We start from the raw sequence: 22,500 nt of genomic DNA on the forward strand, positions 1-22,500 counted from the left end.
GTTACGCCCAGAACCAAGTCACGCCGCTTCATCATCTGACTCTCACAAACGGTAATTCGGCGCGTGCGCCTGCAGCCAGAGCTCTAGGCTTAACGCGATCCAGACCATTTCACCGTAGTAGCCAGGGTGCTGGGGCAAGTATTCACGCAACAGGCGGTCGATAAAGCTTGCCTGAAGCAGGCCACGGCCGGCTAGTGAGTGCATGGTGTCACGCGCCAGTGCCTGCAATGCGGGGTCGTGGGCCAGCCAGGGGCCAAACGGCAGGCCAAAGCCATGCTTGCTCTTGGTGATGACAGCCTGCGGCAGGAAATCCGCGAGCGCTTCCTTGAAGAACCAGCGCAGCCGTTCGCCGCGTAGCTTGTAGTCCAGCGGCAGGCGGCTGGAAAAGGCCAGCAGCGCGTCGTCCAGCAGCGGGAAGCCCACGCCGATTTCGGCCATGCCGCAAGCGCCGCGCACCTTCACTAAATCGTTCTCGGCCAGGGTGAAGCGCCAGTCAAAAGCAAGCTGCGTGTTGAGTTCGTTGGCCGCGCGCACTTGGTCCCACACGGCTTGCTGCAGAGCCTGCGGTGCATGGCAGTCCACTTGGGCCAGCAGAGGCTCGGTCAGCACCTGTTTCAGCCCCAGACGGTGGATCAGGTTGTACATCTCCAGCCGCGCAGGCATGCCGGCCTTGGCCTGGGTGATGTAGCTGCTGCCCTTTTTCAGACCGGGCACGCGGCGCATCAGGTCATTCTCGAACAGCGGCTCCAGCAGGCCGCGCCGCACCCAGTGCGGCACGCGCGCGTAGTGCGCAAACAGCCGCCCTTGCGCATAGCGTGAATTGCCGCCGAACAGCTCGTCGCCGCCATCGCCGGCCAGCACCTTGTCGGCACCGGCCTGGCGGGCCATGCGGGCACAGAAGAAGCTGGGCAGCGAGGAACTGTTGCCAAAGGGCTGGTCAAAGTGCGCGGCTACCTGCGGCAGGGCCTGCAGCAGGTCTTTGGGGGTCACGTAATAGGCGTGGTGCGAAACGTCAAAGTGCTCCGCGGCGGCCTTTGCAAAGACCATCTCGTCGTAGCCCTCGGCCTCGAAGCCAATCGAAAAGGCTTCACAGCGCCCCGTCAACTGCTGCACCAAGCCCGCGACGGTCGAGCTGTCGGTACCGCCACTCAGAAAGCAGGCCGGCACACCGCCTTGCAACTCGGTACGGACCCCTTGTTCGAGTAGGCCGCGAAACTCTTGCTTCAGTGCGGCGAAATCGGGCTGCGGGTTGGGGGCGAAGCTCGCCGTCCAATAGGGCACCACCTGTGCCCGCTGGCCTTCCCACAGCAGCGCGTGGCCGGCCGGCAGACGCTGCACGCCTTGAAAGACCGTTTGCGGAGCCGGGATGCAGTGGAAGTAAAGGTAGTTGAACAGTGCCTGCGGATCCAGTGCATCGGCCTGGCCCAAGGCTGAGGCCTGCTCGGCCACCAGCAACTGCCCGCCATTTTGGAGCCAGCACAGGGTGTGGCGCGCCATGCGGTCCACCGCCAGCAAGGCTTTGCCGGGCTGGCGCAACTCTAGGGCAAAGGCGCCGCCCAAATCGGCCAGAAAGGCCGCACCGTGAGCCTGCCAGGCGGCCTGCAACTCGGTCAGAGCCAGCGGCCGGCGCTCAGGGTCGCTCAGCCAGAACGGACGGCCGACGAGACGCGAGTTTTCCTGAGACATGGGCGGGTGGCAAAGGCGAAAAAGGGGGGCGGGATCATAGGCGCGCCCGATCCGGCGCGGGTGGGCGCCCCCCGGCTTGCGGGTTGCCGCCGGCTGCAGGGCCACGCCGCCAGCGGCGCGTCCACCATGCTGCCCACCCGCTCAGCAGGCCCAACGACCGGCTCAGGACCTCATCTGGCAAGGACTGTTCCGGGAAGTGGGTCAGCACCAGTGCCGTGGGTGCGTTTGCGTCTTGCAGCTCTGGCTCCAGCGCATCTGCAAGGGGCTGCAGCGTGCGGGTGAGCGGGTACGGCAGTACCTCGGTACTCAGTGCCAGGGCCGGGTCGATCAGAGTGCGGAAGTGATAGGCCAGAGCCGCCCGCAAGGAATAGCGCGCGTGGCTGTAGGACTGCCATCCGCCGTAGGCTTGCAGCCCAGGCGCGGCCTGCCAAGACCAATGGCGGGCTTTCCAGCGCGGCAGCGTGTGCGAGGAAAGGCGCATTCACTGGGGTCAAGGCCCTGGTTGGCTTGGTAACGCAGCACCGGCGGCGGGCTCATCGCGGGCGACGCATGCGCTGCAGCAGCGGGCTGATCTCGTCGCGCAGCGGGTGCCTGAACAACCAGCAGCCGGCCAGGAATCCGAGTGTGGCCGTGGGCACTCCCACGGCCAGCGCGAGCGCAGGTGGCGGTGTCCAGCCCCAGGCGGCCACCGCCAAGGCCGGCCCGGCCGCGCAGCACAGCGCCACGCCCAAGCTCGGGGCGCAGGCCCGCGTCAGCAGGCCCAGCGAAAGACCCAGATGACGCCGCACCTGCCAGAGCCACAGACCCAGCGAGCCCAGCGCGGCCGGCAGCATGCAGGCTGCCAGCACCTCCTTGCCCTGCCAGGCGCCAAAGGCCGTGAGGGACAGGGTCAGGGCACTGGCCCAGCTGCTGGCGCGCAGCAGGGCGGGTGCGCCGCCGGTACTGGCCAGGACCGTCTGGCAGGTGCTGACCGGTACTTGGAACAGCAGCGCCAAAGCCAGCCAGCGCACCAGGGGCACGGCGGGGTCCCACTGGTCGCCATAGAGCACCCGCACGGCCGGGTAGGCCATCAGAGCGGTGCAGGCGCCGAAGGACCAGCCCACCGCCGTCATATAGGCCTGCACACGGGCGAAGGCGGCCGGCACATCGCGCTGCTCGCGCGCTGCCTTGGCAAACAGGGGCAGGGCCACGGCCATCACGGCGTCGCTGACCAGGCTGCGGAACATGGCCACCAGGCCGCCGGCGCGGGAGTAGAAGCCCGCCGCCGTGAGCGACTGCAGGCGCGCCAGCAGGAACTCGGGCGCGCCCGTGGTGATGGTGTTCAGTACCGAGGCGCCGGTGAGCCGGGAGCCGAAGGCCAGCACATCCTTGAAGTGGCGCAGGCCGGGCAGCCAGGGGAATTTGGCCGGCCGCGCCAGGCTGAGCACCAGGGCATTCACCACGGTCGTGCAAAGGCTGCCCCAGGCCAGGCTGATGGGGCCAAAACCCTTCCAGGCCAGACCGATGCCGACCAGCGCGCCAGCGAGTGCCGAGCTGAAGCGTGCCCAGGCCAGGGTGGTGAAGCGCATCTCGCGCATCAGCCAGGCGTAGGTGATGGAACCGAAGGGGTTGGCCAGGTAGTTCGCGGCCAGCAAGACCATGATGGGCGCGATGCGCTCGTCTCTGTAGAAGGCGGCCACCGGCTGGCTGCCTGCAAGGGTCAGCAGCGCCAGGAGGGCGCCCAGGCCCAGTTGCACCGCCCAGACCGAGCGCACCATCTCGGGCGTCAGCTCACGGGCTTGCAGCAGGTACTGGCCGGCCCCCAGGTCGCGCACGGTGTTCACCAGGGCCAGCAGCACCATCACGGCGCTGAACACACCCACCTCGGTGGGCGTGAGCAGGCGCGCCAGCACCATTGAGGATGCGATGTTCAGGCCCAGGGCTGCGTAACGGTCCAGGAAGGACGCCACCAGAGAGCTGCGAACACTCACGGGATGCTGCTCACGAGCGGTTCTTCAGGCTGTGGTCCAGCAACTGGGCGAGGGCCTGCGTGCGTGCCAGCCGCGAGGCCGCCTGCACTGCCTGCGCCTGCGGCTGCAGCGCCGAGTCATGGCGCTGCACGGCAGCCAGAAACTGCTCCAGGCGGGTGGCGATGGCGCTCGCGTTGTCCAGTTCAGCGATCTGGTCCAGACCGGCACCACGCAGCACGCCGGCGGTGTCGCCGGCCGGATCGGTCAGGGCCAGGATAGGCCGGCCGGCGCGCAGGTATTCGTAGATCTTGGCCGGTACCTGGTCGTTGCAGCCCCGGTCCTGCATCACCAACAGGCCATCGGCGCGCAGCATTTCGGCTAGTGCCTCGCGGTAGGGCACCGCCGGCGCCAGCTCCAGGTAGTCGGACACACCTTGCTCCTGCGCCAGGCGCTGCAGCAAGGCGTTGTGCACAGCGGCGCGGAAGCGCAGCTTGAGGCGGCCGGGCTGGATGCGGCCACTCTCATGCAGGCGGCGCAAGGCCTGCATCAGGTGGCTGGGGTCGCGCTCGGCCGGGTAGACGATGCCGCTATGCAGCAGGGTGATGCAGCCCGGGATCAGGGGGCCTTCGGTGCCCAGCTCGCGCGGGAAGCTGTCTTCGTCGTAGCCGTTCTCGATGCAGTGCACCTGGGCCTTTGACTGCGGGTAGCGAGCGCGGTACTGGCGGGTGGCGCCGGGTGTGGTTAGCACACAGTGATCAGCTAGGGAGAAGGCTTCCTCTTCAATGGCCTTGAACGCCTGCCAGACCTGCGGATCCTTGGGGTAGTCCTCCTGCGCCATGGGGTCGCGGAAATCGGCGATCCAAGGCAGGCCGCTGCGGCGAGCCAGGGTGGCGCCGATCTGGTGCGCCGTGGCAATTGGGTAGGTGGACCAGATGAACTGCGGCTGGTAGCGGCGGATCATGGCCATGCCGCGCCGCACGGCGTCAAAGCGCCAGCTCATCCAGCGGTCTGGCCGTGCCAAAGCCCCCCAGTAGCGGCCCTTGAAGGACAGATGGCGTGCGGTGTCCACCGCAAACGCGCGCTCCACCACCAAATCGGCCGGCAGTTCACGGCTCAGGCTGTCGTCGCAGCGCTCATAGGCGCGGGGGCTGGCCGTGAGCACCAGGGGCTGCCAGCCAAACTGCGGTAGCTGCTGCGCAAAGCGCAGCGTGCGCTGAATGCCGCTACTGCCCGCCAAAGGGGGGAAGTGGTATGCGATCAGCAGGATGCGCTTGTGTGCGCTCAAGGGCTGACTCCGGAGGCGGCAGGGGGCGCACTGGCGGTCGAGTTGGCGGGTGTGCTGGCCGGTACCGTGCTGGCTAGTTCCTCAATGCTACGCAGAGCAAAGCCTGCGGCCGCAAAGCGCTCGTTGACCTGCGCACGCTCCAGCCCCAGTGCACGGGCTTGCTCGGCCTGCGAGCGGCCGATCTCCCAGCGCCCTAAGTCTGCGTTGAGCAAAGCCAGGTTCAGCCAGGTCAGTGCCTCGGGCGGATTCTTGGCGGCCACAAAGTCCAGATGCTGAGGTGCTTCCTTGGCACGGTTGGTGCGGATCAGGTACTTCACGAACAAAAAGCGCACCACGTAGTCGTCCGGCATGAAGCGCATGCCGCGGTCAAACCAGCAGTCCACGCTGTAGCGCATACCCTTGGGTTGAGGGGTGTTGTCGCGCAGCGCCAGACGCATAGTGGCGTCGAGTGCGCGGTGGTGGTTGGGCGCCGCCCGCAGCGTGTAGTCCAGATCGCCGCCGATGCTGGACGATTTGCCACGAATCAGCATCTCCACATCGGTCGTGAAGTGCGCGGAGTCAACGATCTGCAGCATCCGGCCTCGCTCCTTGCGGTAGTCGAACGGCCCGTAGGCGTTCTGCAGGCTGCCACAGGCAGAAACCAACTGCGCGTTGGCTACTCCGGCGCTCGTGAGCAAAAGCGCGATCAGCAAACTCTTCATGCCATTCACCTCTACGGGAAATGCCGCTTCAACCAATCCACCAGATCCACCATTGACTCCTGCAAAGCCTCCGGCTGCGAGAAGGTGTGATCGGCGTCCAGATAGTCTTTGCGGGTCAGGCCTGGGCGCTGCCAAGCGCTAGCCCAGCTGGGACGGCTGGCCAGGGTCCGTTCGAACTCCTGGGCTGTGAAATCGGTTGGACAGAGCTGCAGCAGCAAAGGCTGACGGCTTTGCAGCCAGGCGCGGGCCATCAAATCGGGGAATGTCAGACTGCTGGCCGCGGGCTGCTGGCGGGCCAGCTGGCGCGCCTGCCACCAACCGCGAAGCGCTTGCAGGCCCACGCCGCCACCTACCAACTTGCGCCAGAACTCGGGGCTGCGCAGCCGTTCCCAGTAGTAGTGCTTCACGCGTGTGGCGGCCTCGGATTGGGCCGAGCGGGTCCATGGGTTGAGCAGAACCAAGCCGTCCACTGCAATGTGAGGTTCGCGCGCCAGCAGCAGCAGGACTGCCGAGGCCGCATCACACAGGCCCCAGAGCACGATGGACCTTATGCCCGGACGGGCGCTGCGCAGGGCCTGCAAGGCGGCACTGAGGTCCTCGTCCAGGGCCTCGAAGGGTTGCAGCGGGCCGGCTTGGGCGTCGCCCAGTCCGCGGTGGTCGAAGCGCAGGCTGCAATAGCCGGCCTGAGCCAACGCACGCGCCAGCAGCACGAAGTGGCGGTGCGCCCCGGCCCGGTACTGCGGGCCGCCGACAACGATTAGCACGCCGACTTCGGCCTCTCGGCCGGCCGGTTCGCAGATCACGCCCAGGCTGCGCTGGCCCTGCAGGCTCAGCGGCAGCAACTGCTCGCGCAGGTCGGCATGTTCGATGCTCGAGTTCATACCTGGGCCGGCCAATGGGTTTGCAGCCAGGTCAGGCTGGCGGCGATCAGGGCGTCGCAGTCTTCCAGCTCGGTGGCGGCCCAGGCTTGTAGCCCGGTGACTGCGCGGGCCTCGACGGGCGCGCCGGCCCAGCTGGCGAGGAGGTTCTGGCTGGCCGGCAGCAGGGCGGGTGCGGCCTCGTTCTGGACTTCCAGCCACAGGGTGGGGCAGGTAGGTGGCTGCAGGCGGGCCGCTTCCAGGCCATCGGCGACGCCTTGGGTGAGGGCGTAGCCGCCCACCCAAACGGGCTGGCCGGCCTGCAGCAGCACGCGCAGTTCGGCCATCTGCAGCCTGCGGCCGGCGGCCATTTCGGCGGCCAGGCGGATGCGCAGGAATTGCTGCAGCAGGGCCTTGCCCTGCGCAGGCGGCTGCCACCAGAGCTGGCCCTGCAGTTCGGCGTCCAGCTCACTGGCAAGCAAGCAGCCCATGCGGGTGCCCCAGCCGAGGATGGGCAGCCTGGGATGGTGTTCACGTAGTGTTTGCAAGCCCAGTCGGGCGTCGTGCTGCCAGGCGGCCCAGCTGGCGTCGGCAAAGTCGCCGCTGCTGTCGCCTGTGCCTTTCAGGTCCAAGCTCAGCACGGCAAAGCCGGCGGCGGCGAAGGCCTGGGCGGCATGCGCCAGCGGGCGGCGCAGCTTGTTCATCTCTTCGGCGAAGGCGGGCAGCAGCAGCAGCGCGGCCCGAGCCGGTGCGGCGGGCAGGTGGTGCAGGGCCAGACGGTAGCCGTCTGGCGTGGGCAGGAAGGAGGCCTGGGGGGGCAAGGCTCCGAGCCTCAGCCGAGCTTGGCGGCCACGAAGTCCGTCAGCGAGCCCACGGTGGCGAAGGTGTCGCCATCGATCTCGTCGTCGTCGATGCTCAGACCCAGCCGCTCTTCCATGGCCGTCATCAGAGAAACCACGGCCATGGAGTCCAGCTCGGGCAGGGCGCCGAGCAGGGCGGTGCTTCGGGTGAAGGACTGGGCGCGGCCGTCAAGGCTCAGGACGTCGTCGAGGAGGCGCAGCACTTGGGCCTGGAGATCGGTGGACATGGCGGGCACAGGGGGTCAACGAAACAACAAAGCCCCGCCGGTCAGACCGTGGGGCAAGGGCACTAGATCTTAAGCGCGCAGTCCCCCGCGGACTCGGGGGCGCCCCCAATACCCGGGGGGGGCGCTGCGCTACATTGGCCGCCACCTTCGGTGCCCAGCGGCGCCGCCCTACGACGCAGTTGGCGTCCCCTTGAGTGCCTGGTCGCGTTGCGGCCCTTTCCTTATGCACAGCGCTGAAGCCCATCTTCTGCACGAATTCATTGCTCGCCGCGCCGCGCGCGAGCCCTCGCGCGCCGCGCTGAGTTATCGCGGTCAGACTCTGAGCTATGGCGAGCTGTGGCAGCAGGTGCAGGGAGTCGCCAATGGGCTGCTGAACCTTGGCCTGGCGCGCGGTGAGCGTGTGGGCATCTACCTGGAAAAGCGATTCGAGACCGTGGTTGCCAGTTTTGGCGCCCCGGCCGCCGGACTGGTGTTCGTGCCCATGAACCCCCTGCTCAAGCCTGAGCAGGTAGGGTTCATCGCCCGGGATTGCGGTGTGCGGGTGCTGGTGACTTCTGCCGAGCGCTACGCCCAACTGCTGCCCGTGCTGACCGAATGCCCCGAATTGCGCGCCGTGGTGCTGACCGAAGCCGCTGAGCCCCAGCCGCCGGCCTCTTGGGCACTGCTGAACTGGGCTGCTTTGCTGCATGCCCCAGCACACGCGCCGCATCGGCTCATCGATACCGACATCCTCTCCATCCTTTACACCAGCGGCAGCACCGGCCGCTCCAAGGGCGTGGTCTTGAGCCACCGCAACATGGTGGCGGGCGCCAAGTCCGTGGCCTCTTACTTGCAGAACCACGCCGATGACACCTTGCTGGCGGCGCTGCCGCTGTCGTTTGACGCCGGCTTCAGCCAGCTGACCACGGCTTTCCATGCCGGCGCTCGGGTGGTGCTGCTGAACTACTTGCTGCCGCGCGACGTGCTGCGGGCGATGGAGAAGGAGCGGGTGACCGGGCTGACTGCCGTGCCGCCGCTCTACATCCAGCTCACACAGCTGGAGTGGCCGGCCGCCATCAACGAGCACCTGCGCTATTTCGCCAACACCGGCGGGCGCATGCCGCGCGACACGCTGGACCAACTGAGGGCCCGCGTGCCGGCTGCTAAACCCTTCCTGATGTACGGGCTCACCGAGGCCTTCCGCTCGACCTATCTACCGCCGGAAGAGGTTGACCGTCGGCCCGACAGCATCGGCAAGGCCATTCCAAACGCCGAGATCCTGGTGCTGCGCGAGGACGGCAGCGAATGCGGGCCCGATGAACCGGGCGAACTGGTGCACCGCGGTGCGCTGGTGGGCCAGGGCTACTGGGGCGACCCAGACAAGACGGCGGAGCGCTACAAGCTGCTGCCCGCCAACGCGGCGTCCCGTCTGGGCGGCCTGCAACTGCCTGAATACGCCGTGTTCAGTGGCGACACTGTGCGCAAGGACGCGGAAGGCTTTTTGTACTTCATTGGCCGGCGCGACGAAATGATCAAGACCAGCGGTTACCGCGTCAGCCCCACCGAGGTAGAGGAAGTTCTGTATGCCACTCGGCTCGTGGGCGAATGTGCGGCCTTCGGTGTGGAGCATCCCCAGTTGGGTCAGGCCATTCATGTGATTGCGACGCCGCCGCCTGGTCAAGCTGAACTGGACCGCGAGGCCTTGCAGGCGCAATGCCGGCAGCGCATGCCGGCCTATATGGTGCCAACCGTCATTGAGGCGCGCAGCGGGCCGCTGCCGCGCAACCCGAATGGCAAGATCGACCGCAGCCGGCTGGCCAAAGCGCTGCGCGAGGGCGCATGAGTCAAGTTCTTTCGCTGTCCGAAGCGCATGCCTGGGTCGAAGCACACGCGGCCGTGCTCGATGCGGAAGGTGCGCGCAACCCCTTCGCCACCGCGGCCTGGCTACGTCCCTACCTGGCCTGTTGCGGCCGCGCCGACGGCCGCTACGCTGCAGTCGGCGACGCGCAGCGCGGCTGGACCCTCCTCGAGCAGCAGGGCGGCGAATGGAAGGCGCTGAACAACTACTACGCCTCGCTGTACTCGCCATGGGCGGGCGGGACGGGCACAGCCGCGGCGGCCGACTGGCCGGGTGCGGTGGTCAATCTGCAGCCCCTCGACGAGGCGTCGGCCGCGCGCCTCGAGGTGCAATGGCGCTCGCAGGGGTGGTGGACGCGCCGCTACGACTGCTTTGCCAACTGGGTGCTGCCCTGTGAGGGGCTGGGCTTCGCCGACTTCATGGCGCAGCGCCCCAGCCAACTCGTCAACACTTGGAAGCGCAAGGCCAAGCGCTTCCAGCGCGGCGACGAGGGCGCGCGCCTGCAGATCGTTGACTCGCTTGAGGGCCTCGACGAAGGCCTGTTGGCCTACGAGGCCATCTATGCGAAGAGCTGGAAGCAGGCCGAACCCTACCCGGGCTTCATCCGCGCCTGGGCGCGCACATGCGCCGAGCGCGGCTGGCTGCGCCTGGGACTGGCCTGGGTTGGCGAGGCGCCGATCGCGGCCCAGCTCTGGTTCACGATCGAGCGCCGCGCCTACATCTTCAAACTGGCCTACGACGAGGCCTACAAGCCCTGGTCGGCCGGCACCGTGCTGTCAGCCTTGCTGTTCGAGCGTGCGCTGGATCGCGACCAAGTGGTCGAGCTCGACTACCTGACCGGCAACGACGCCTACAAAAGTAGTTGGATGACAACTTGCCGGCAGCGCTTCGGCGTAGTCGCCTGCAAGCCCACCCATCCGGCCGGTCTTTGGCGCGGCACCAAGGAGAAACTTGGGGCCTGGACCGCGCGATGGCGCTGCCCGGCGCAGGCGCAGTCCGCGGTCCCGGTCCATGACAGAGAGTCCCCATGAACCCAGTGCCCCAGCATGTCCCGATGACGGGCTTCCCGGTCGATGGCCGTGAACTGATCATCGGCGGCCAGCCCTTGACGCTCATCGCAGCGCGCGTTGGCTCGACGCCTTTCTACGCCTACGACCGCAGCCTGCTGGACCGCCGCGTGGCCGAGCTGCGCGCCGCGCTGCCGCAGGGCCTGAAGCTGCACTACGCTATGAAGGCCAACCCCATGCCCGCCGTGGTGGCGCATATGGCGCGGCTGGTGGATGGCATCGACGTGGCCTCGGCCGGCGAGCTCAAGGTGGCGCTGGACGCGGGCGCCGACCCGCACGAGATCAGCTTTGCCGGTCCCGGCAAGCGCGACCCCGAACTGCTCCAGGCAGTGGCCGCTGGCGTGCTGGTGAATGTGGAGTCGGCGCGCGAACTGCCGGTGCTGCAGCGCGAGGCCGAGCAGCTGGGCCTGCCGGCCCGGGTGGCCCTGCGTGTCAACCCGGACTTCGAGCTCAAGGGCTCGGGCATGAAGATGGGCGGCGGACCCAAGCAGTTCGGCGTGGATGTGGAGCAGGTGCCGGCGGTGCTGGACGAGATGCGCGCGCGCGGCCTGCAGTTCGAAGGCTTCCACTTGTTCGCGGGCTCGCAGAACCTGAAGCCGGAATCCATCTGCGAGGCGCAGCAGAAGAGCTACGAATTGGCCCTGCGCCTGTCGGCGCAGACGCCGCAGCCGATCCGCTTCCTGAACCTCGGCGGTGGCTTTGGCATCCCCTACTTCCCGGGCGAGCAGCGCCTGGATCTGGGCCCGATCGGGGCGAACCTGGCCGCGCTGCAAGAGCGCGCCCGCCGCGAGCTGCCCGAGGCCGAACTGGTCATCGAACTCGGCCGCTATCTGGTGGGGGAGGCGGGCGTCTACGTCACCCGTGTCGTCGACAAGAAGGTCTCGCGCGGGCAAACCTATCTGGTGTGTGACGGCGGCCTGAACCACCACCTGAGCGTGTCCGGCAATTTCGGCCAGGTGATCCGCAAGAACTACCCGGTCACGATCGGCAACCGCCAGGGCGGTCAGGCCGAGCTGGTGTCGGCCGTCGGCCCGCTGTGCACGCCGCTGGATCTGCTGGCCGACAAGATGGCACTGCCGCAGGCCGAGATCGGCGATCTGGTGGTGATCTTCCAGAGCGGTGCCTATGGCGCCAGCGCCAGCCCCGCGGCCTTTCTCGGTCACCCCGCGGTGACCGAGGTGCTCGTCTAAACAGCGCTGCGCAACGCCGCTTCGCTCAGCCCCTCGGGCTGATGGAAGTGGTAGCCCTGCGCGTACTGCACGCCAAGCTCGCGTAGCGCGGCGGCGATGCGCGCCGATTCCACGAACTCCGCCACCACGGGCAGGCCCAGGGCCTGGGCCATCTGCACCATCGAGCGCACCATGGTGGCATTGGCCTCGTCGTGGTCCATGTCGCGCACGAAGGCGCCATCGATCTTCAAGCTGTCGAAGGGCAGGCGCTTCAGATAGGCGAAGCTGGCGAAGCCGGTGCCGAAGTCGTCGAGCGAGAAGCGCAGGCCGGCGGCCTTGAGGCGGTGCATGAAGGCCTGCGCGACCTCCAGGTTGACGATCGCCTCGGTCTCGGTGATTTCGAAGCAGAGCTTACTGGGCGCGCAGGGGTGGTCGGCGAGCAGGCCGAGGATGTAGTCGGCCAGGCCGGCGTCGCGCAGCGAATAGGCCGACAGGTTGATGCTGACCAGCTCGACGCGCGGCAGCAGCTCGGCGGGCAGGGCGGCCAGCTGGCCCAGCACCGCGCGCAGCATCCAGCGGTCCACCTGGTCAATGATCTGGTAGCGCTCGGCCGGGCCGATGAAGGCGGCGGGGCTGATGACGCGTTGCTGCTCGGGGTCCCAGAGTCGGATCAGCGTTTCGAAACGTAGGCCGTTCGGCAGGCCGTCCTGCAGCGGCACGATGCGCTGGAAGAAGACGCGGAAGTGGTCGGACTTGAGGGCGTCGAGCAGGCGGTAGGCCCAGTTGACGGCCTCGCGCGGGTCGGCCTCGCGGGGCGAGGGCTGGTGCAGGCGCACGCCGGGGCCGCCTTCGCGGCGCGCCAGGTAGCTGGCCTCGTCCGCCTTGGCCATGACCTGCTCGAAGGAGTAGTACTCGGTGCCGATCGGCACCACCGCCACGCGCGCGTCCACCGAGTAAGGGCGGCCGTCCCAATAGAACACGAAGCCTTCGAAGGCGCGCTTGATGCGCTGGCCCAGGGCCAGCACGGTGTCGGTGCTGCGCGGGCAGATGATGGCGAAGCGGTCGCCACCCAGCCGGGCGATGAAGTCGTCGCCCGCGGCCAGCGCGGCCAGCAGGTCGGCCACCTGACGCAGCAATTCGTCGCCGGCGATGTAGCCGCAGGCGTCGTTGACGATGGAGAAGCGTGCCAGCTCGACCAGCACGATGCAGGCGCTGTCGTCGCCCCGGCTGGCCTGGCCCAGCAGGCTCTGCACATGGGTTTCGAGCGCGTCGCGGTTGTAAAGCCGGGTGACGAAGTCGTGCGTGGCCAGGTAGGAGAGCCGGTCCTGCATGAAGCGGCGCTCGTTGATCTCCTCGCGCAGCTGGCGGTTGGCCTGGACCAGTTCCTGGGTGCGCTCGCGCACCCGGGTTTCGAGCTGGGCATTGAGCTGCTGCAGGTCGCGCAGCAGGCGGCGCTTTTCCAGGTGGTGGTGCACGCGGGCGCGCACCTCGTCGGCGCGCACCGGCTTGGCGATGTAGTCCACGCCGCCTGCGGCAAAGCCCTGGCTGGTGTCCTCGGCGCGGGCGGTGACGAAGATCACCGGCAGATCCTGGCCGCCGGGCAGGGCGCGCAGGCGGCGGCAGGTTTCGAAGCCGTCGATGCCCGGCATCATCACGTCCAGCAGCACCAGGTCCGGCTGCGTGCGCGGCACGAGCTCCAGGGCCCGTTCGCCGCTGTTGGCGGCCAGGATGTCGAGTTCGGCGCCGGCCAGGATGGACACCAGCAGATCGATGTTCTCCGGCGTGTCGTCAACGATCAGCAGCTTGGCTTTGCTCATTCAGGGGTCTCGGGCTCTGCGGCGGCGCCGCCGCAATGGGTTTGCAGCAGGGCCTCTGCCGCTTGCAGATCGTAGCGGGCCAGGGCGGCCAGCAGCTCCCGGCGCAGGGGGGATTCCGGCTGCGCCTGCACCCACTCCCGCAGCTCCACGGCGCGGCCGGCCTGGGCCCAGGCCAGGGCCTGCGGCCAGTCGGCCGGCGGCGGGCTGGGCGCGGTGGCTGGCGCGGCCTCCGGCGTTGTGCGGCTACCCGAGTCGGGCGTGTCGGCCGGCACCAGTTCGGCGCCGGCGTGGGTCCGCAGCATCAGCTGGATCTGGCTGAAGTCGAAGGGCTTGGCGATGAAGTCGGCGAAGCCCATGGCGATGAAGGCCTCACGCTCGTGCAGCAGGCTGGAAGCGGTGACGGCCACCATCGGGATGCGGCTCCACTCCGGGTGCGCGGCCAGGTGCTGGCGCAGGGCCACGCCGTCCATCACGGGCATGCGCATGTCGGTCAGGATGAGCTCCACTGGCTCTTCGCGCAGCCGCTCCAGGGCTTGCGCGCCATGCTCGGCGGCGCGCACCTGGCAGCCCATCTGCAGCAGCAGGGCCACGAGCAGTTCGCGGCTGTCGGGGTCGTCCTCCACCACCAGCACGCGGCAGTGGCTGCCCGGGCGCAGGCGCAGCCGGCTGTGGGCGGCGTTGCTGGCCTCGCCCTGGGCCTCGGCGGCGCTGCAGCGCTGCAGTGGCAGCTGGATGCGCGCGCAGCTGCCTTCGCCCTTGCGGCTGCTCAGGCTGAGCTCGCCGCCCATGGCGCGCACCAGGCTGCGCGAGAGGCTCAGGCCCAGGCCGGTGCCGCCGCGCAGCTGGCCGGCCTGGCCCTGCACGAAGGGGCTGAACAGCTGGTTCAGCTCCGCCTCGTCCATGCCGGCGCCGCTGTCCTGCACGCGCAGGTCCAGGGCGCCGGCGTCATCCAGCCGGGCGCTGACGCTCACGCCGCCCTGCACGGTGAACTTCAGCGCGTTGCCCAGCAGGTTCAGCAGCACCTGGCCGAACTTGCCGCGGTCGATCAGCACATGCAGCGGGCGTGGCAGCTCCAGGCTCAGCGTCAGGCCGAGCCCGCTGGAGCGCGCGCGCTCCTGCAGCAGGCGCACGGATTCCTCGATCTCGCGGCACAGGTCCACGCGCTCGGCGTTCAGCTGCAGGGCGCCGGCCTCGATCTTGGAAAGATCCAGCACGTCGTTGATCAGGCGCAGCAGGCGCGCGCCGGCGTTGTAGATGCTTTCCACGCGCTCGCGCACGCCGCTGCCCAGGCTGGCGTCCTCGCGCAGCAGCTGCGCGTAGCCCAGCACCGCATTCAGCGGGGTGCGGATCTCATGGCTCATATTGGCCAGGAAGGCCGACTTGGCGCGGTTGGCGCTTTCGGCGCGCTGGCGCGCTTCGTCCAGGTCGCGCTCCAGGCGCAGGCGCTCGCTCAGGTCGGTCATCACCAGGGCCACGTAGCGGGCCTGGCCCTGCTCGTCGCGCATCAGGAACAGGCTGGAGTGCAGCTCGGGCGGCTGGGCGCCGGGGCGGCCGCGCAGCGGCAGCAGGCCGTTCCAGTGGCCCTGGGTCTGCACCTGGGGCCAAATTTCGTCGCGCAGGCGCTGGCGGGCGTCCTCGCCCAGGTAGTCGCGTGCGTGGCGCGGCTGGCCTTCCTGCCAATCCTCGTCGTTCAGCCAGCGCCGCGCGGTGTGGTTCAGGTAGACCAGCTGGCCTTGCAGGTCGGCAAAGGCAAAGCCCTGGGCGGCGCTGTCGGCCAGCCAGCGAAAGCGCTGCAGCAGGGCCTCGCGTTCGCGGCGCTGGGTGATGTCCCGCGCCACCCCGAGCAGGCCGATGCGCTGGCCCTGGGCGTCCCGAATGGCCACTCGGGTGACGCTGTGGATGCGCGCCCGGCCCTTGGCGTCCACCAGCTCCACCTCGGTCTCCAGCGGCGTGCTCAGCAGGGCGGCGCTGGCATCAAGCTCGGCGGCGTGGTCGAGGATGCTGCTGTCCAGGAACTCCTGGGCGGCGTGGCCCAGCAGCTCGTCGGCGCTGCGGCCCAGGAAGCGCTCCAGCGCCGGGTTGACCAGGGTGTAGCGCCCGTTGACATCCTTCAGCCAGGCCAGGTCGGGCAGGAACTTCAGCAGGGTGTGCAGCTGCGCGGTCTGGTGCATCAGCTGCTCGCTGGACTGGCGCAGCTGGTCGGCCATGCGCTGGCGCTCCACCACTTCCTCGCGCAGCTGCGCGTTGGCCTGTTCCAGGTCGCGTGTGCGCTCGCCCACCTGCAGCTCCAATTCGGCCTGCCAGCGTGCCAGGGATTCGTCGCGCCGCGTGCGCGCGGCCAGGAAGGCCGACAGCAGGCCGCTGAAGGCCAGGCCGGCCGCGAGCGTCAGCAGCTGCAGGGCGCTGGGGCGCAGGTTCAGCTCGGGCGGCTGGGTGCGCAGCAGCCATTGGTGGTCGCCAAAGCGCACCGCCTGCTGCAGATGGCTTTCGCGCAGCCAGGTCTGCAGGGCGGCCTGCGCGCCCTCGCCATGCAGCTCCAGCAGCTGGCCGCGCTGGCGCTGCAGGCCGGCGGGGGCGGCGTCGTCACTCAGCAGCAGCAGCGGGTCGTGCCACTCCGGGAACTGCGCCAGGGCGGCTTGCAGCAGGGGCACCAGGGGCAGGCCGGCTTCCACCAGGCCGGTCGGCGGGGCCTCGTAGCCTTGCTCGAAGGTCGGGACGGCCAGCAGCACGGCCAGCTCCTCGTTTTCGGCGTAGTGCAGATTGCGCAGCACCGGGCTCAGCGCCGGCCGGCGCGTGGCGAGTGCCCGGTCGATCACGGCCCGGCGCGGCGGGTCGCTGCCCTCGTCGAGCCCGAGTCGGCCTTCCTGTCCGCCGTGCGGATTCAGGCGCACCACCACCCAGTAGCTGGACTGTTCGGGGGCCACCGCCAAGCGCCCGTCGGCACCCGGGCTGGCGAAGTGCTGGCCCAGTTCGGCCTCCAGCGCCGCGCGCTCGCTGTGCGGGATGCGGCGCAGGTAGGCCAAATTGCGAATCCAGTGCTGCGAGTCGCGCAGCTCGGTGCCGGCGGCCTGGAATTCGGCCGGGCTGAGCGCCACGCGGAAATGCAGATCGGCCAGGCGCGCCACGCCCACCTCGGCCAGCTTCATCTGCGTCTGCAGGGTCTGCGCCAGCAGGCGCAGGTCGGCGCGCTTGCCGGCCAGCGCGGATTCGCGCTCCAGCTGGCCCACCGTGAAGCTGCCGGTGAGGCTCAGGCCGATGCCCAGCGCCAGCACCGGAAAGGCCTGATTGGTCACGCAGTGCGCGCGCACGCCGCGGTGCAGCAGCATCAAGAGCAGCGGGCTCACCACCAGGATGCCGGCGCAGTCGCCCACCCACCAGGTCAGCCAGGCCTGCGCCAGGTCGCCCGCCGCCAGCCGGCCCTGGGCCAGCAGGGCGGCATTGCCCAGGCTGGTGGCCAGCACGCAGCCCAGCGACACCAGCACCACAAAGCGCAGCGACCAGCGCCCGCCGCCGGCCTGCATGCGGGCCCACCAGTCGCCCAGCAGCAGCTTCAGCAAGGCCCACTGGGCCAGGGACGCGCCGCTCAGCAGGCTGGCGGCCAGCAGCGCACCGGCGCTGCCGCGTGCCACCCACCAGTCATTCGCCAGACTGGCCAGCAGCAGGCCGGGCAGCACCGGCCAGCCCCACAGCAGCAGCGCCGCCACGGCCACGCCGGCGGCCGGCCAGAGGGTGGTGGTTTGCGCCGGCCCGATGGCCAGCGCGAGGCCCAGGCGCGCCGCCAAGCCGAACAGCAGGGCCAGCGCCAGGTTCAGCAGCAGCCACTGCACCGGTGTACGCGGACGCAGCAGCAGCGGGTCGCCAGAGGCCGGGGGGCTCGTCAAAGGCATGAGCCATGCTAGACGAGGGGTCCATGCCCATGCGATTGGAGTGCATCCTCCAAGGCCCTTAAGGGCTTGCCCTAGGCGGTCCGGGCAGGGGGGCTCGTCCTTAGAATGGCGCCCTTTTGTATACAGTTTTCGCCATGGCTCTCTCGATGCGTCCCCTGTTCGCCGTGCTCGCCCTGCTGGTTTCGGGCAGCACCCTGGCCGCACCGGCCGTCATCTTTGACATGGGCGGCAAGTTCGACAAGAGCTTCAACGAGTCCGGCTACCGCGGCGTCGAGAAGTGGAAGGCCGAGACCGGCAAGAACTACCTCGAATTCGAGATCAGCAACGAGACCCAGCGCGTGCAGGCCCTGCGCCGCATGGCCGAGCGCGGCGCCTCGCCCATCATCTCGATTGGTTTTGCCCAGGCCTCCGCGCTGGAGCAGGTGGCCAGGGAATTCCCGAAGATCCAGTTCGCCATCATTGACGGCGTGGTCAATCTGCCCAATGTGGCCTCGATCACCTTCAAGGAACACGAGGGCAGCTACCTCGTGGGCGTGGCGGCGGCGCTGAAGAGCAAGAGTGGCAAGGTCGGCTTCGTGGGCGGCATGGACATCCCGCTGATCCGCAAGTTCCTGTGCGGCTACGAGCAGGGCGCCAAGGCCACCAATCCCAAGGCCGAGGTGCTGGCCAACATGACCGGCACCACCGCCACGGCCTGGAACGACCCCACGCGCGGTGCCGAACTCGCCAAAGCCCAGTTCGCCAAGGGCGTGGACGTGATCTTTGCCGCCGCCGGCGGCACCGGCAACGGCGTCTACCAGGCCGCCAAGGATGCCGGCAAGCTGGCGATCGGCGTCGATAGCAACCAGAACCATCTGCAGCCCGGCACCATGCTGACCTCGATGCTCAAGCGCGTCGATGTGGCGGTTTATGGCGTGCTGAAGGACTTCAAGCCCGGCGTGCGCGCGCTCGGCCTGAAGGAGGAAGGCGTGGCCGCCGCCATGGACGAGCACAACGCCAAGCTGGTTGACGCCGCGCTCAAGGCCAAGCTGGACGCCGCGCGTGCCGACATCGTGGCCGGCAAGATCAAGGTCAACGACGCCATGGCCGACCCGGCTGCCTGCAAAAAATAAGACCGGAGTTCCATGTCTGCAGTCGCCCTGAAGGGCATCAAGAAGCGCTTCGGTGCGGTGCAGGCCAATGACGGTGTCGACCTCACGGTCGAGGCCGGCACGGTGCATGCGTTGATCGGCGAAAACGGCGCCGGCAAGTCCACGCTGATGGCCATCCTCTACGGCTACTACCAGGCCGACGAGGGGAGCATCGAAGTGAACGGCCGCGCCGCCCAGATCCGCAACTCGCACGAGGCGATCGCCCTGGGCATCGGCATGGTGCACCAGCACTTCATGCTGGTGGACACGCTGACCGCGCTCGACAACGTGCTGCTCGGCGCCGAGCCGCATGGCTACCTGCCCAAGGCGCAGGCCCAGGTGCGCGCCGGGCTGGACCAGCTCATGGCCGAGACCGGCCTGCAGGTGCACCTGGACGCCCGCGTGGACAGCCTGCCGGTGGGCGAGCTGCAGCGTCTGGAGATCCTGAAGGCCCTGTACCGCGGCGCCAAGATCCTGATCCTGGACGAGCCCACCGCGGTGCTCACGCCGCAGGAAACCCAGCAGCTCTTCGAAGTGCTGCGCGGCCTGCGGGCACGGGGCACGACGATCATCCTGATCACCCACAAGCTCAAGGAAGTGATGGCGCTCTCGGACGCCATCACCGTGATGCGCACCGGCCGCGTGGTGCACCGCTGCGCCACCGCCGAGACCGACGAAGCCCAGCTGGCCGAAGCCATGGTGGGCCGCAAGGTGGTGCTGGGCCGCGACGGCTCGGCCGCCCACCACCCGGACAGCGAACCGCTGCTGGAAGCCGAGGGCCTGGCGCTGCGCAACGGACAGGGCGTGCCGGTGCTGAACTCCGTGAGCCTGCGCCTGCGCGCCGGCGAGATCGTCGGCGTGGCCGGTGTGTCGGGCAACGGCCAGACCGAGCTGCTGGAAGTGCTCTCAGGCCTGCACACGCCCGACGCCGGCCGCCTGACCCTGGGGGGCAAGAGCTTCGGCCCCGCCGCCTGGCTGCACCCGAAGGAGGCGCGCGAGCGCGGCCTGGCCCATGTGCCTGAAGACCGCCATGCCTGCGGCCTGGTGCTGGGCTTCCCGGCCTGGGAGTCGGCCGGCCTGGGTTACCAGAACCTGCCCAAGTACCGCCAGGGCCTGTTCGGTCTGAACCGCAAGGCTCTGCGCGCCGCTACTGCGGCCATGATGGAGCGCTTCGACGTGCGCCCGCGCAACCCCGAGCTGGGGTCCAGCAAGTTCAGCGGCGGCAACCAGCAGAAGCTCATCCTGGCGCGCGAGATCGGCGAGAACCCCAAGGTGCTGCTGGTCGGCCAGCCCACGCGCGGCGTGGACATCGGTGCCATCGAGTTCATCCACAACCAGCTGCGGGCGCTGCGCGACGCCGGTTGCGCGGTGCTGGTGGTGTCGAGCGAACTCGACGAAATCCTGGCCCTGGCCGATCGCGTGCTGGTCATGAACTGCGGCCGCATCACCGGCGAACTGCCGATCGAAGAATGTGACGAACGCAAGCTGGGCCTGCTGATGGCGGCCCAAGCGGAAGCGGCTTAAGCGATGAGTGCTCCTGTCAACATGCCGCGCTGGATCGAGCTCGGCGTCCTGCCGCTTTGGAATCTGCTGGTGGCCCTGGCCGTCGCGGCCCTGGTGGTCAAGATCATCGGCCACAGCCCGCTGCAGGCCTTCGACGTGCTCGTGAACGGCGCCCTGGGCAGCTCGCGCGGCCTGGGCTACACGCTGTACTACGCCACCACCTTCATCTTCACCGGCCTGGCGGTGGCGGTGGCCATCCATGGCGGGCTGTTCAACATCGGTGCCGAAGGGCAGGCCACCTTTGCCGGCCTGGGTGTGGCACTGGCGGCGCTCTACCTGGGCGCCAGCCTGCCGGCCTGGCTGCTGCTGCCCCTGGTGGTGCTGGGGGCGGCGCTGTTCGGCGCGGCCTGGGGCCTGGTGCCGGGCTATCTGCAGGCCTGGCGCGGCAGCCACATCGTCATCACGACGATCATGTTCAACTTCATTGCTGCTAGTTTGAACGTGTACTTGCTGGTGAACGCGCTGCGCGTGGGCGGTGGCTCGATGGTGGTGGAGAGCGAACCTTTCCCGGAGGCCGCGCGTATGCCGGCGCTGCACGAATGGGCGGCCAAGCTCGGTTACGAGCTGCCCAGCTCGCCGCTGAACGCGGCCTCGCTGCTGGCCGTGGCGGCCTGCTTCTTTGTCGCCTGGTTCCTGTGGCGCAGCCGCGCCGGCTACGCGCTGCGTGCGGTGGGCAGTGCCCCACGGGCGGCGCAGTTCGCCGGCCTGAACCCCAAGGCCCAGGTGCTGGTGGCGATGGGCATTTCGGGCGCGCTGGCTGGCCTGGTGGCGGTGAATGAGCTGTCGGGCGTGCAGGGCAAGCTCACATTGGATTTCGTGGCCGGCGCTGGCTTCACCGGCATCGCGGTCAGCCTGATGGGGCGCAACCACCCGTTCGGCATCGTGCTGGCGGCGCTGCTGTTCGGCGTGCTGTACCAGGGCGGGGTGGAGGTGGCCTTCGAGCTGCCGGGCTTCTCGCGCGAGATGGTGGTGACGGTGCAGGGCCTCATCGTGCTCTTCGCTGGCGCCATGGCCACGGTGAGTGCGCCGCTGTTCGCCAAGCTGTATGGGATGGTCAAGGGGGCGAACCGTGGATGAGTTGGTCCTGATCGGCTCGGTGCTGGGCTCGACCCTGCGCCTGACCGCCCCCCTGCTGCTGGTGGCCCTGGCGGGCCTGATCAGTGAGCGCGCCGGCGTCATCGACCTCGGGCTCGAGGGCAAGATGCTCGCGGCCGCCTTTGCGGCGGCAGCGGCTGCTTCGGCCAGCCAGTCGGTGCTCGTCGGCCTGGCTGCGGCCATCGGCGTGGCGGCGGCGATGGCGCTGATCCATGGTTTCGCCTGCATCAGCCACCGCGGCGACCAGGTGGTCTCGGGCGTGGCCCTGAACATGGTGGCCGCGGGCCTCACGGTGGTGCTGGGCATCGCCTGGTTCAAGACCGGCGGCCAGACGCCCACGCTGCCGGCCGAACTGCGCATCACGGCCCTGGTGCCTGCGCTGGCCGAACCGGCCGCCGCTGCGCAGGCCCATGGTGGCTTGCTGGGTGGCCTGCTGGGCCATGCCTTCTTCAGCCACAACCTGCTCGTCTACGCCGCTTTCGGCGCCGTGCTGGCGGTCTGGTTCCTGCTGGAACGCACGCGCCTGGGTTTGAGGTTGCGCGCCGTGGGCGAGAACCCGGCGATGGTGGACGCCGCCGGGGTCTCGGTGCCGATGCTGCGCTACACCGCGCTGATGATCGGCGCCCTGCTGTGCGGCTTGGCCGGGGCCTACCTCTCGATGGCGCAGAACGCCAACTTCAGCCCCAACATGACGGCCGGCCGCGGCTACATCGCGCTGGCCGCGATGATCTTTGGCCGCTGGAAGCCCATCCCCACGCTGTTGGCCTGCCTGCTCTTCGGCCTGCTGGACGCGCTGGCGATCCAGCTGCAGGGTGTGGCCTTGCCGGGCATCGGCGAGATTCCGGTGCAGGCCATCCAGGCCTTGCCCTATGTGCTGACGGTGGTGCTGCTGGCCGGCTTCATTGGCCAAGCCATTGCGCCGAAGGCGCTGGGTCGGCCCTACGTCAAGGAGCGCTGATGCTGAGCGCTGCCTTGAAGACCGAAATGCTCGCCGTCGCTCGCGCCGCGCGCGCGGCGGCCTACGCGCCGTACTCGAACTACTTCGTCGGCGCCGCGGTGCTGGGCGAAGACGGCCGGATCTTTGGCGGCTGCAATGTCGAGAACGCCGCCTTCCCCGAAGGCGTGTGTGCCGAGGCCGGCGCGCTGTCAGCCATGGTGCTGGCGGGCGTGCGCAAGGCCCGGGCCGTGCTGGTGGTGGGGGCGGGCAGCCACCTCATCACCCCCTGCGGCGGCTGCCGCCAGAAGCTGCGCGAGTTTGCGCAGCCCGATTCCTTCCAGGTCCTGGCCGTCAACGAGGACGGCCAAGAACAGCAATGGACCCTGGCCGAGCTGTTGCCGCACAGCTTCGGCCCCGAACATTTTTCCTAAGG

Annotated in this window: 18 protein-coding genes; 8 read left to right on the top strand and 10 right to left on the bottom strand. The window is 68.9% G+C overall.

What is annotated here, in order from left to right; all coding sequences use genetic code 11:
* Window positions 1-42: 42 nt before the first annotated feature.
* Genes ACE3QP_RS05275 through ACE3QP_RS05310 form a run of 8 tightly spaced genes read right to left on the bottom strand, consistent with a single transcriptional unit; the run spans window position 43 to window position 7,565 of the window.
* Window positions 43-1,686, bottom strand: a complete 1,644-nt coding sequence (locus ACE3QP_RS05275) for an asparagine synthetase B (protein WP_374434147.1) — start codon at window positions 1,684-1,686, stop codon at window positions 43-45.
* A gap of 34 nt (window positions 1,687-1,720) precedes the next feature.
* Window positions 1,721-2,167 (bottom strand): hypothetical protein, encoded by a 447-nt coding sequence (locus ACE3QP_RS05280; RefSeq protein WP_374434150.1) that lies wholly within the window; start codon window positions 2,165-2,167, stop codon window positions 1,721-1,723.
* A gap of 52 nt (window positions 2,168-2,219) precedes the next feature.
* Window positions 2,220-3,656, bottom strand: a complete 1,437-nt coding sequence (locus ACE3QP_RS05285; RefSeq protein ID WP_374434151.1) for a lipopolysaccharide biosynthesis protein — start codon at window positions 3,654-3,656, stop codon at window positions 2,220-2,222.
* A gap of 10 nt (window positions 3,657-3,666) precedes the next feature.
* Complete coding sequence (locus ACE3QP_RS05290) at window positions 3,667-4,920, bottom strand: glycosyltransferase (protein WP_374434153.1); 1,254 nt, start codon at window positions 4,918-4,920, stop codon at window positions 3,667-3,669.
* The gene (locus tag ACE3QP_RS05295; RefSeq protein ID WP_374434155.1) at window positions 4,917-5,621 is read right to left on the bottom strand and encodes a hypothetical protein; all 705 of its coding nucleotides are present in this window, start codon (window positions 5,619-5,621) and stop codon (window positions 4,917-4,919) included. The genes ACE3QP_RS05290 and ACE3QP_RS05295 overlap by 4 nt, the downstream gene beginning before the upstream one ends.
* A gap of 11 nt (window positions 5,622-5,632) precedes the next feature.
* The gene (locus ACE3QP_RS05300) at window positions 5,633-6,502 is read right to left on the bottom strand and encodes a hydrolase 1, exosortase A system-associated (protein ID WP_374434157.1); all 870 of its coding nucleotides are present in this window, start codon (window positions 6,500-6,502) and stop codon (window positions 5,633-5,635) included.
* Window positions 6,499-7,299, bottom strand: a complete 801-nt coding sequence (locus ACE3QP_RS05305) for a hydrolase 2, exosortase A system-associated (RefSeq protein WP_374434159.1) — start codon at window positions 7,297-7,299, stop codon at window positions 6,499-6,501. The genes ACE3QP_RS05300 and ACE3QP_RS05305 overlap by 4 nt, the downstream gene beginning before the upstream one ends.
* 11 nt (window positions 7,300-7,310) lie before the next feature.
* Window positions 7,311-7,565, bottom strand: coding sequence for an acyl carrier protein (locus tag ACE3QP_RS05310; protein ID WP_374434161.1), 255 nt, complete (start codon window positions 7,563-7,565; stop codon window positions 7,311-7,313).
* A gap of 223 nt (window positions 7,566-7,788) precedes the next feature.
* Between ACE3QP_RS05310 and ACE3QP_RS05315 the strand changes: the two genes are divergently transcribed.
* Genes ACE3QP_RS05315 through ACE3QP_RS05325 form a run of 3 tightly spaced genes read left to right on the top strand, consistent with a single transcriptional unit; the run spans window position 7,789 to window position 11,659 of the window.
* Entirely contained in the window at window positions 7,789-9,387 is a 1,599-nt protein-coding gene (locus tag ACE3QP_RS05315; protein ID WP_374434163.1) for an acyl-CoA ligase (AMP-forming), exosortase A system-associated, read from the top strand.
* Window positions 9,388-9,440: 53 nt separating this feature from the next.
* Complete coding sequence (locus ACE3QP_RS05320; RefSeq protein WP_374434165.1) at window positions 9,441-10,433, top strand: GNAT family N-acetyltransferase; 993 nt, start codon at window positions 9,441-9,443, stop codon at window positions 10,431-10,433.
* A complete protein-coding gene (locus ACE3QP_RS05325; RefSeq protein WP_374434167.1) occupies window positions 10,430-11,659 on the top strand; it encodes a pyridoxal-dependent decarboxylase, exosortase A system-associated in 1,230 nt (409 codons plus the stop codon). Before ACE3QP_RS05320 ends, ACE3QP_RS05325 begins: the two co-directional genes overlap by 4 nt.
* On the opposite strand, the gene ACE3QP_RS05330 is transcribed toward ACE3QP_RS05325, so the two are convergent.
* Window positions 11,656-13,455 carry a putative bifunctional diguanylate cyclase/phosphodiesterase gene (locus ACE3QP_RS05330; protein WP_374434169.1) on the bottom strand — a complete coding sequence of 600 codons (1,800 nt, stop codon included), beginning with the start codon at window positions 13,453-13,455 and terminating at the stop codon, window positions 11,656-11,658. The genes ACE3QP_RS05325 and ACE3QP_RS05330 overlap by 4 nt on opposite strands.
* Entirely contained in the window at window positions 13,452-17,342 is a 3,891-nt protein-coding gene (locus tag ACE3QP_RS05335) for an ATP-binding protein (protein WP_374434171.1), read from the bottom strand. The genes ACE3QP_RS05330 and ACE3QP_RS05335 overlap by 4 nt, the downstream gene beginning before the upstream one ends.
* A gap of 134 nt (window positions 17,343-17,476) precedes the next feature.
* On the opposite strand from ACE3QP_RS05335, the gene ACE3QP_RS05340 reads away from it, so the two are divergent.
* Genes ACE3QP_RS05340 through cdd form a run of 5 tightly spaced genes read left to right on the top strand, consistent with a single transcriptional unit; the run spans window position 17,477 to window position 22,498 of the window.
* On the top strand, window positions 17,477-18,454 hold the full coding sequence (locus tag ACE3QP_RS05340) for a BMP family protein (protein ID WP_374434173.1): 978 nt from the start codon (window positions 17,477-17,479) through the stop codon (window positions 18,452-18,454).
* Between the two features lie 12 nt (window positions 18,455-18,466).
* On the top strand, window positions 18,467-19,996 hold the full coding sequence (locus ACE3QP_RS05345) for an ABC transporter ATP-binding protein (RefSeq protein ID WP_374434175.1): 1,530 nt from the start codon (window positions 18,467-18,469) through the stop codon (window positions 19,994-19,996).
* A gap of 3 nt (window positions 19,997-19,999) precedes the next feature.
* Window positions 20,000-21,112 carry an ABC transporter permease gene (locus tag ACE3QP_RS05350; RefSeq protein WP_374434176.1) on the top strand — a complete coding sequence of 371 codons (1,113 nt, stop codon included), beginning with the start codon at window positions 20,000-20,002 and terminating at the stop codon, window positions 21,110-21,112.
* Complete coding sequence (locus ACE3QP_RS05355) at window positions 21,105-22,088, top strand: ABC transporter permease (protein ID WP_374434178.1); 984 nt, start codon at window positions 21,105-21,107, stop codon at window positions 22,086-22,088. The genes ACE3QP_RS05350 and ACE3QP_RS05355 overlap by 8 nt, the downstream gene beginning before the upstream one ends.
* Window positions 22,088-22,498: a cytidine deaminase gene (gene cdd, locus ACE3QP_RS05360; protein WP_374434180.1), complete on the top strand. Its 411-nt coding sequence runs from the start codon at window positions 22,088-22,090 to the stop codon at window positions 22,496-22,498. Before ACE3QP_RS05355 ends, cdd begins: the two co-directional genes overlap by 1 nt.
* Window positions 22,499-22,500 lie beyond the last annotated feature (2 nt).

The sequence above is a fragment of the Inhella sp. genome, from assembly GCF_041912635.1.
Taxonomy (GTDB): domain Bacteria; phylum Pseudomonadota; class Gammaproteobacteria; order Burkholderiales; family Burkholderiaceae_C; genus Inhella.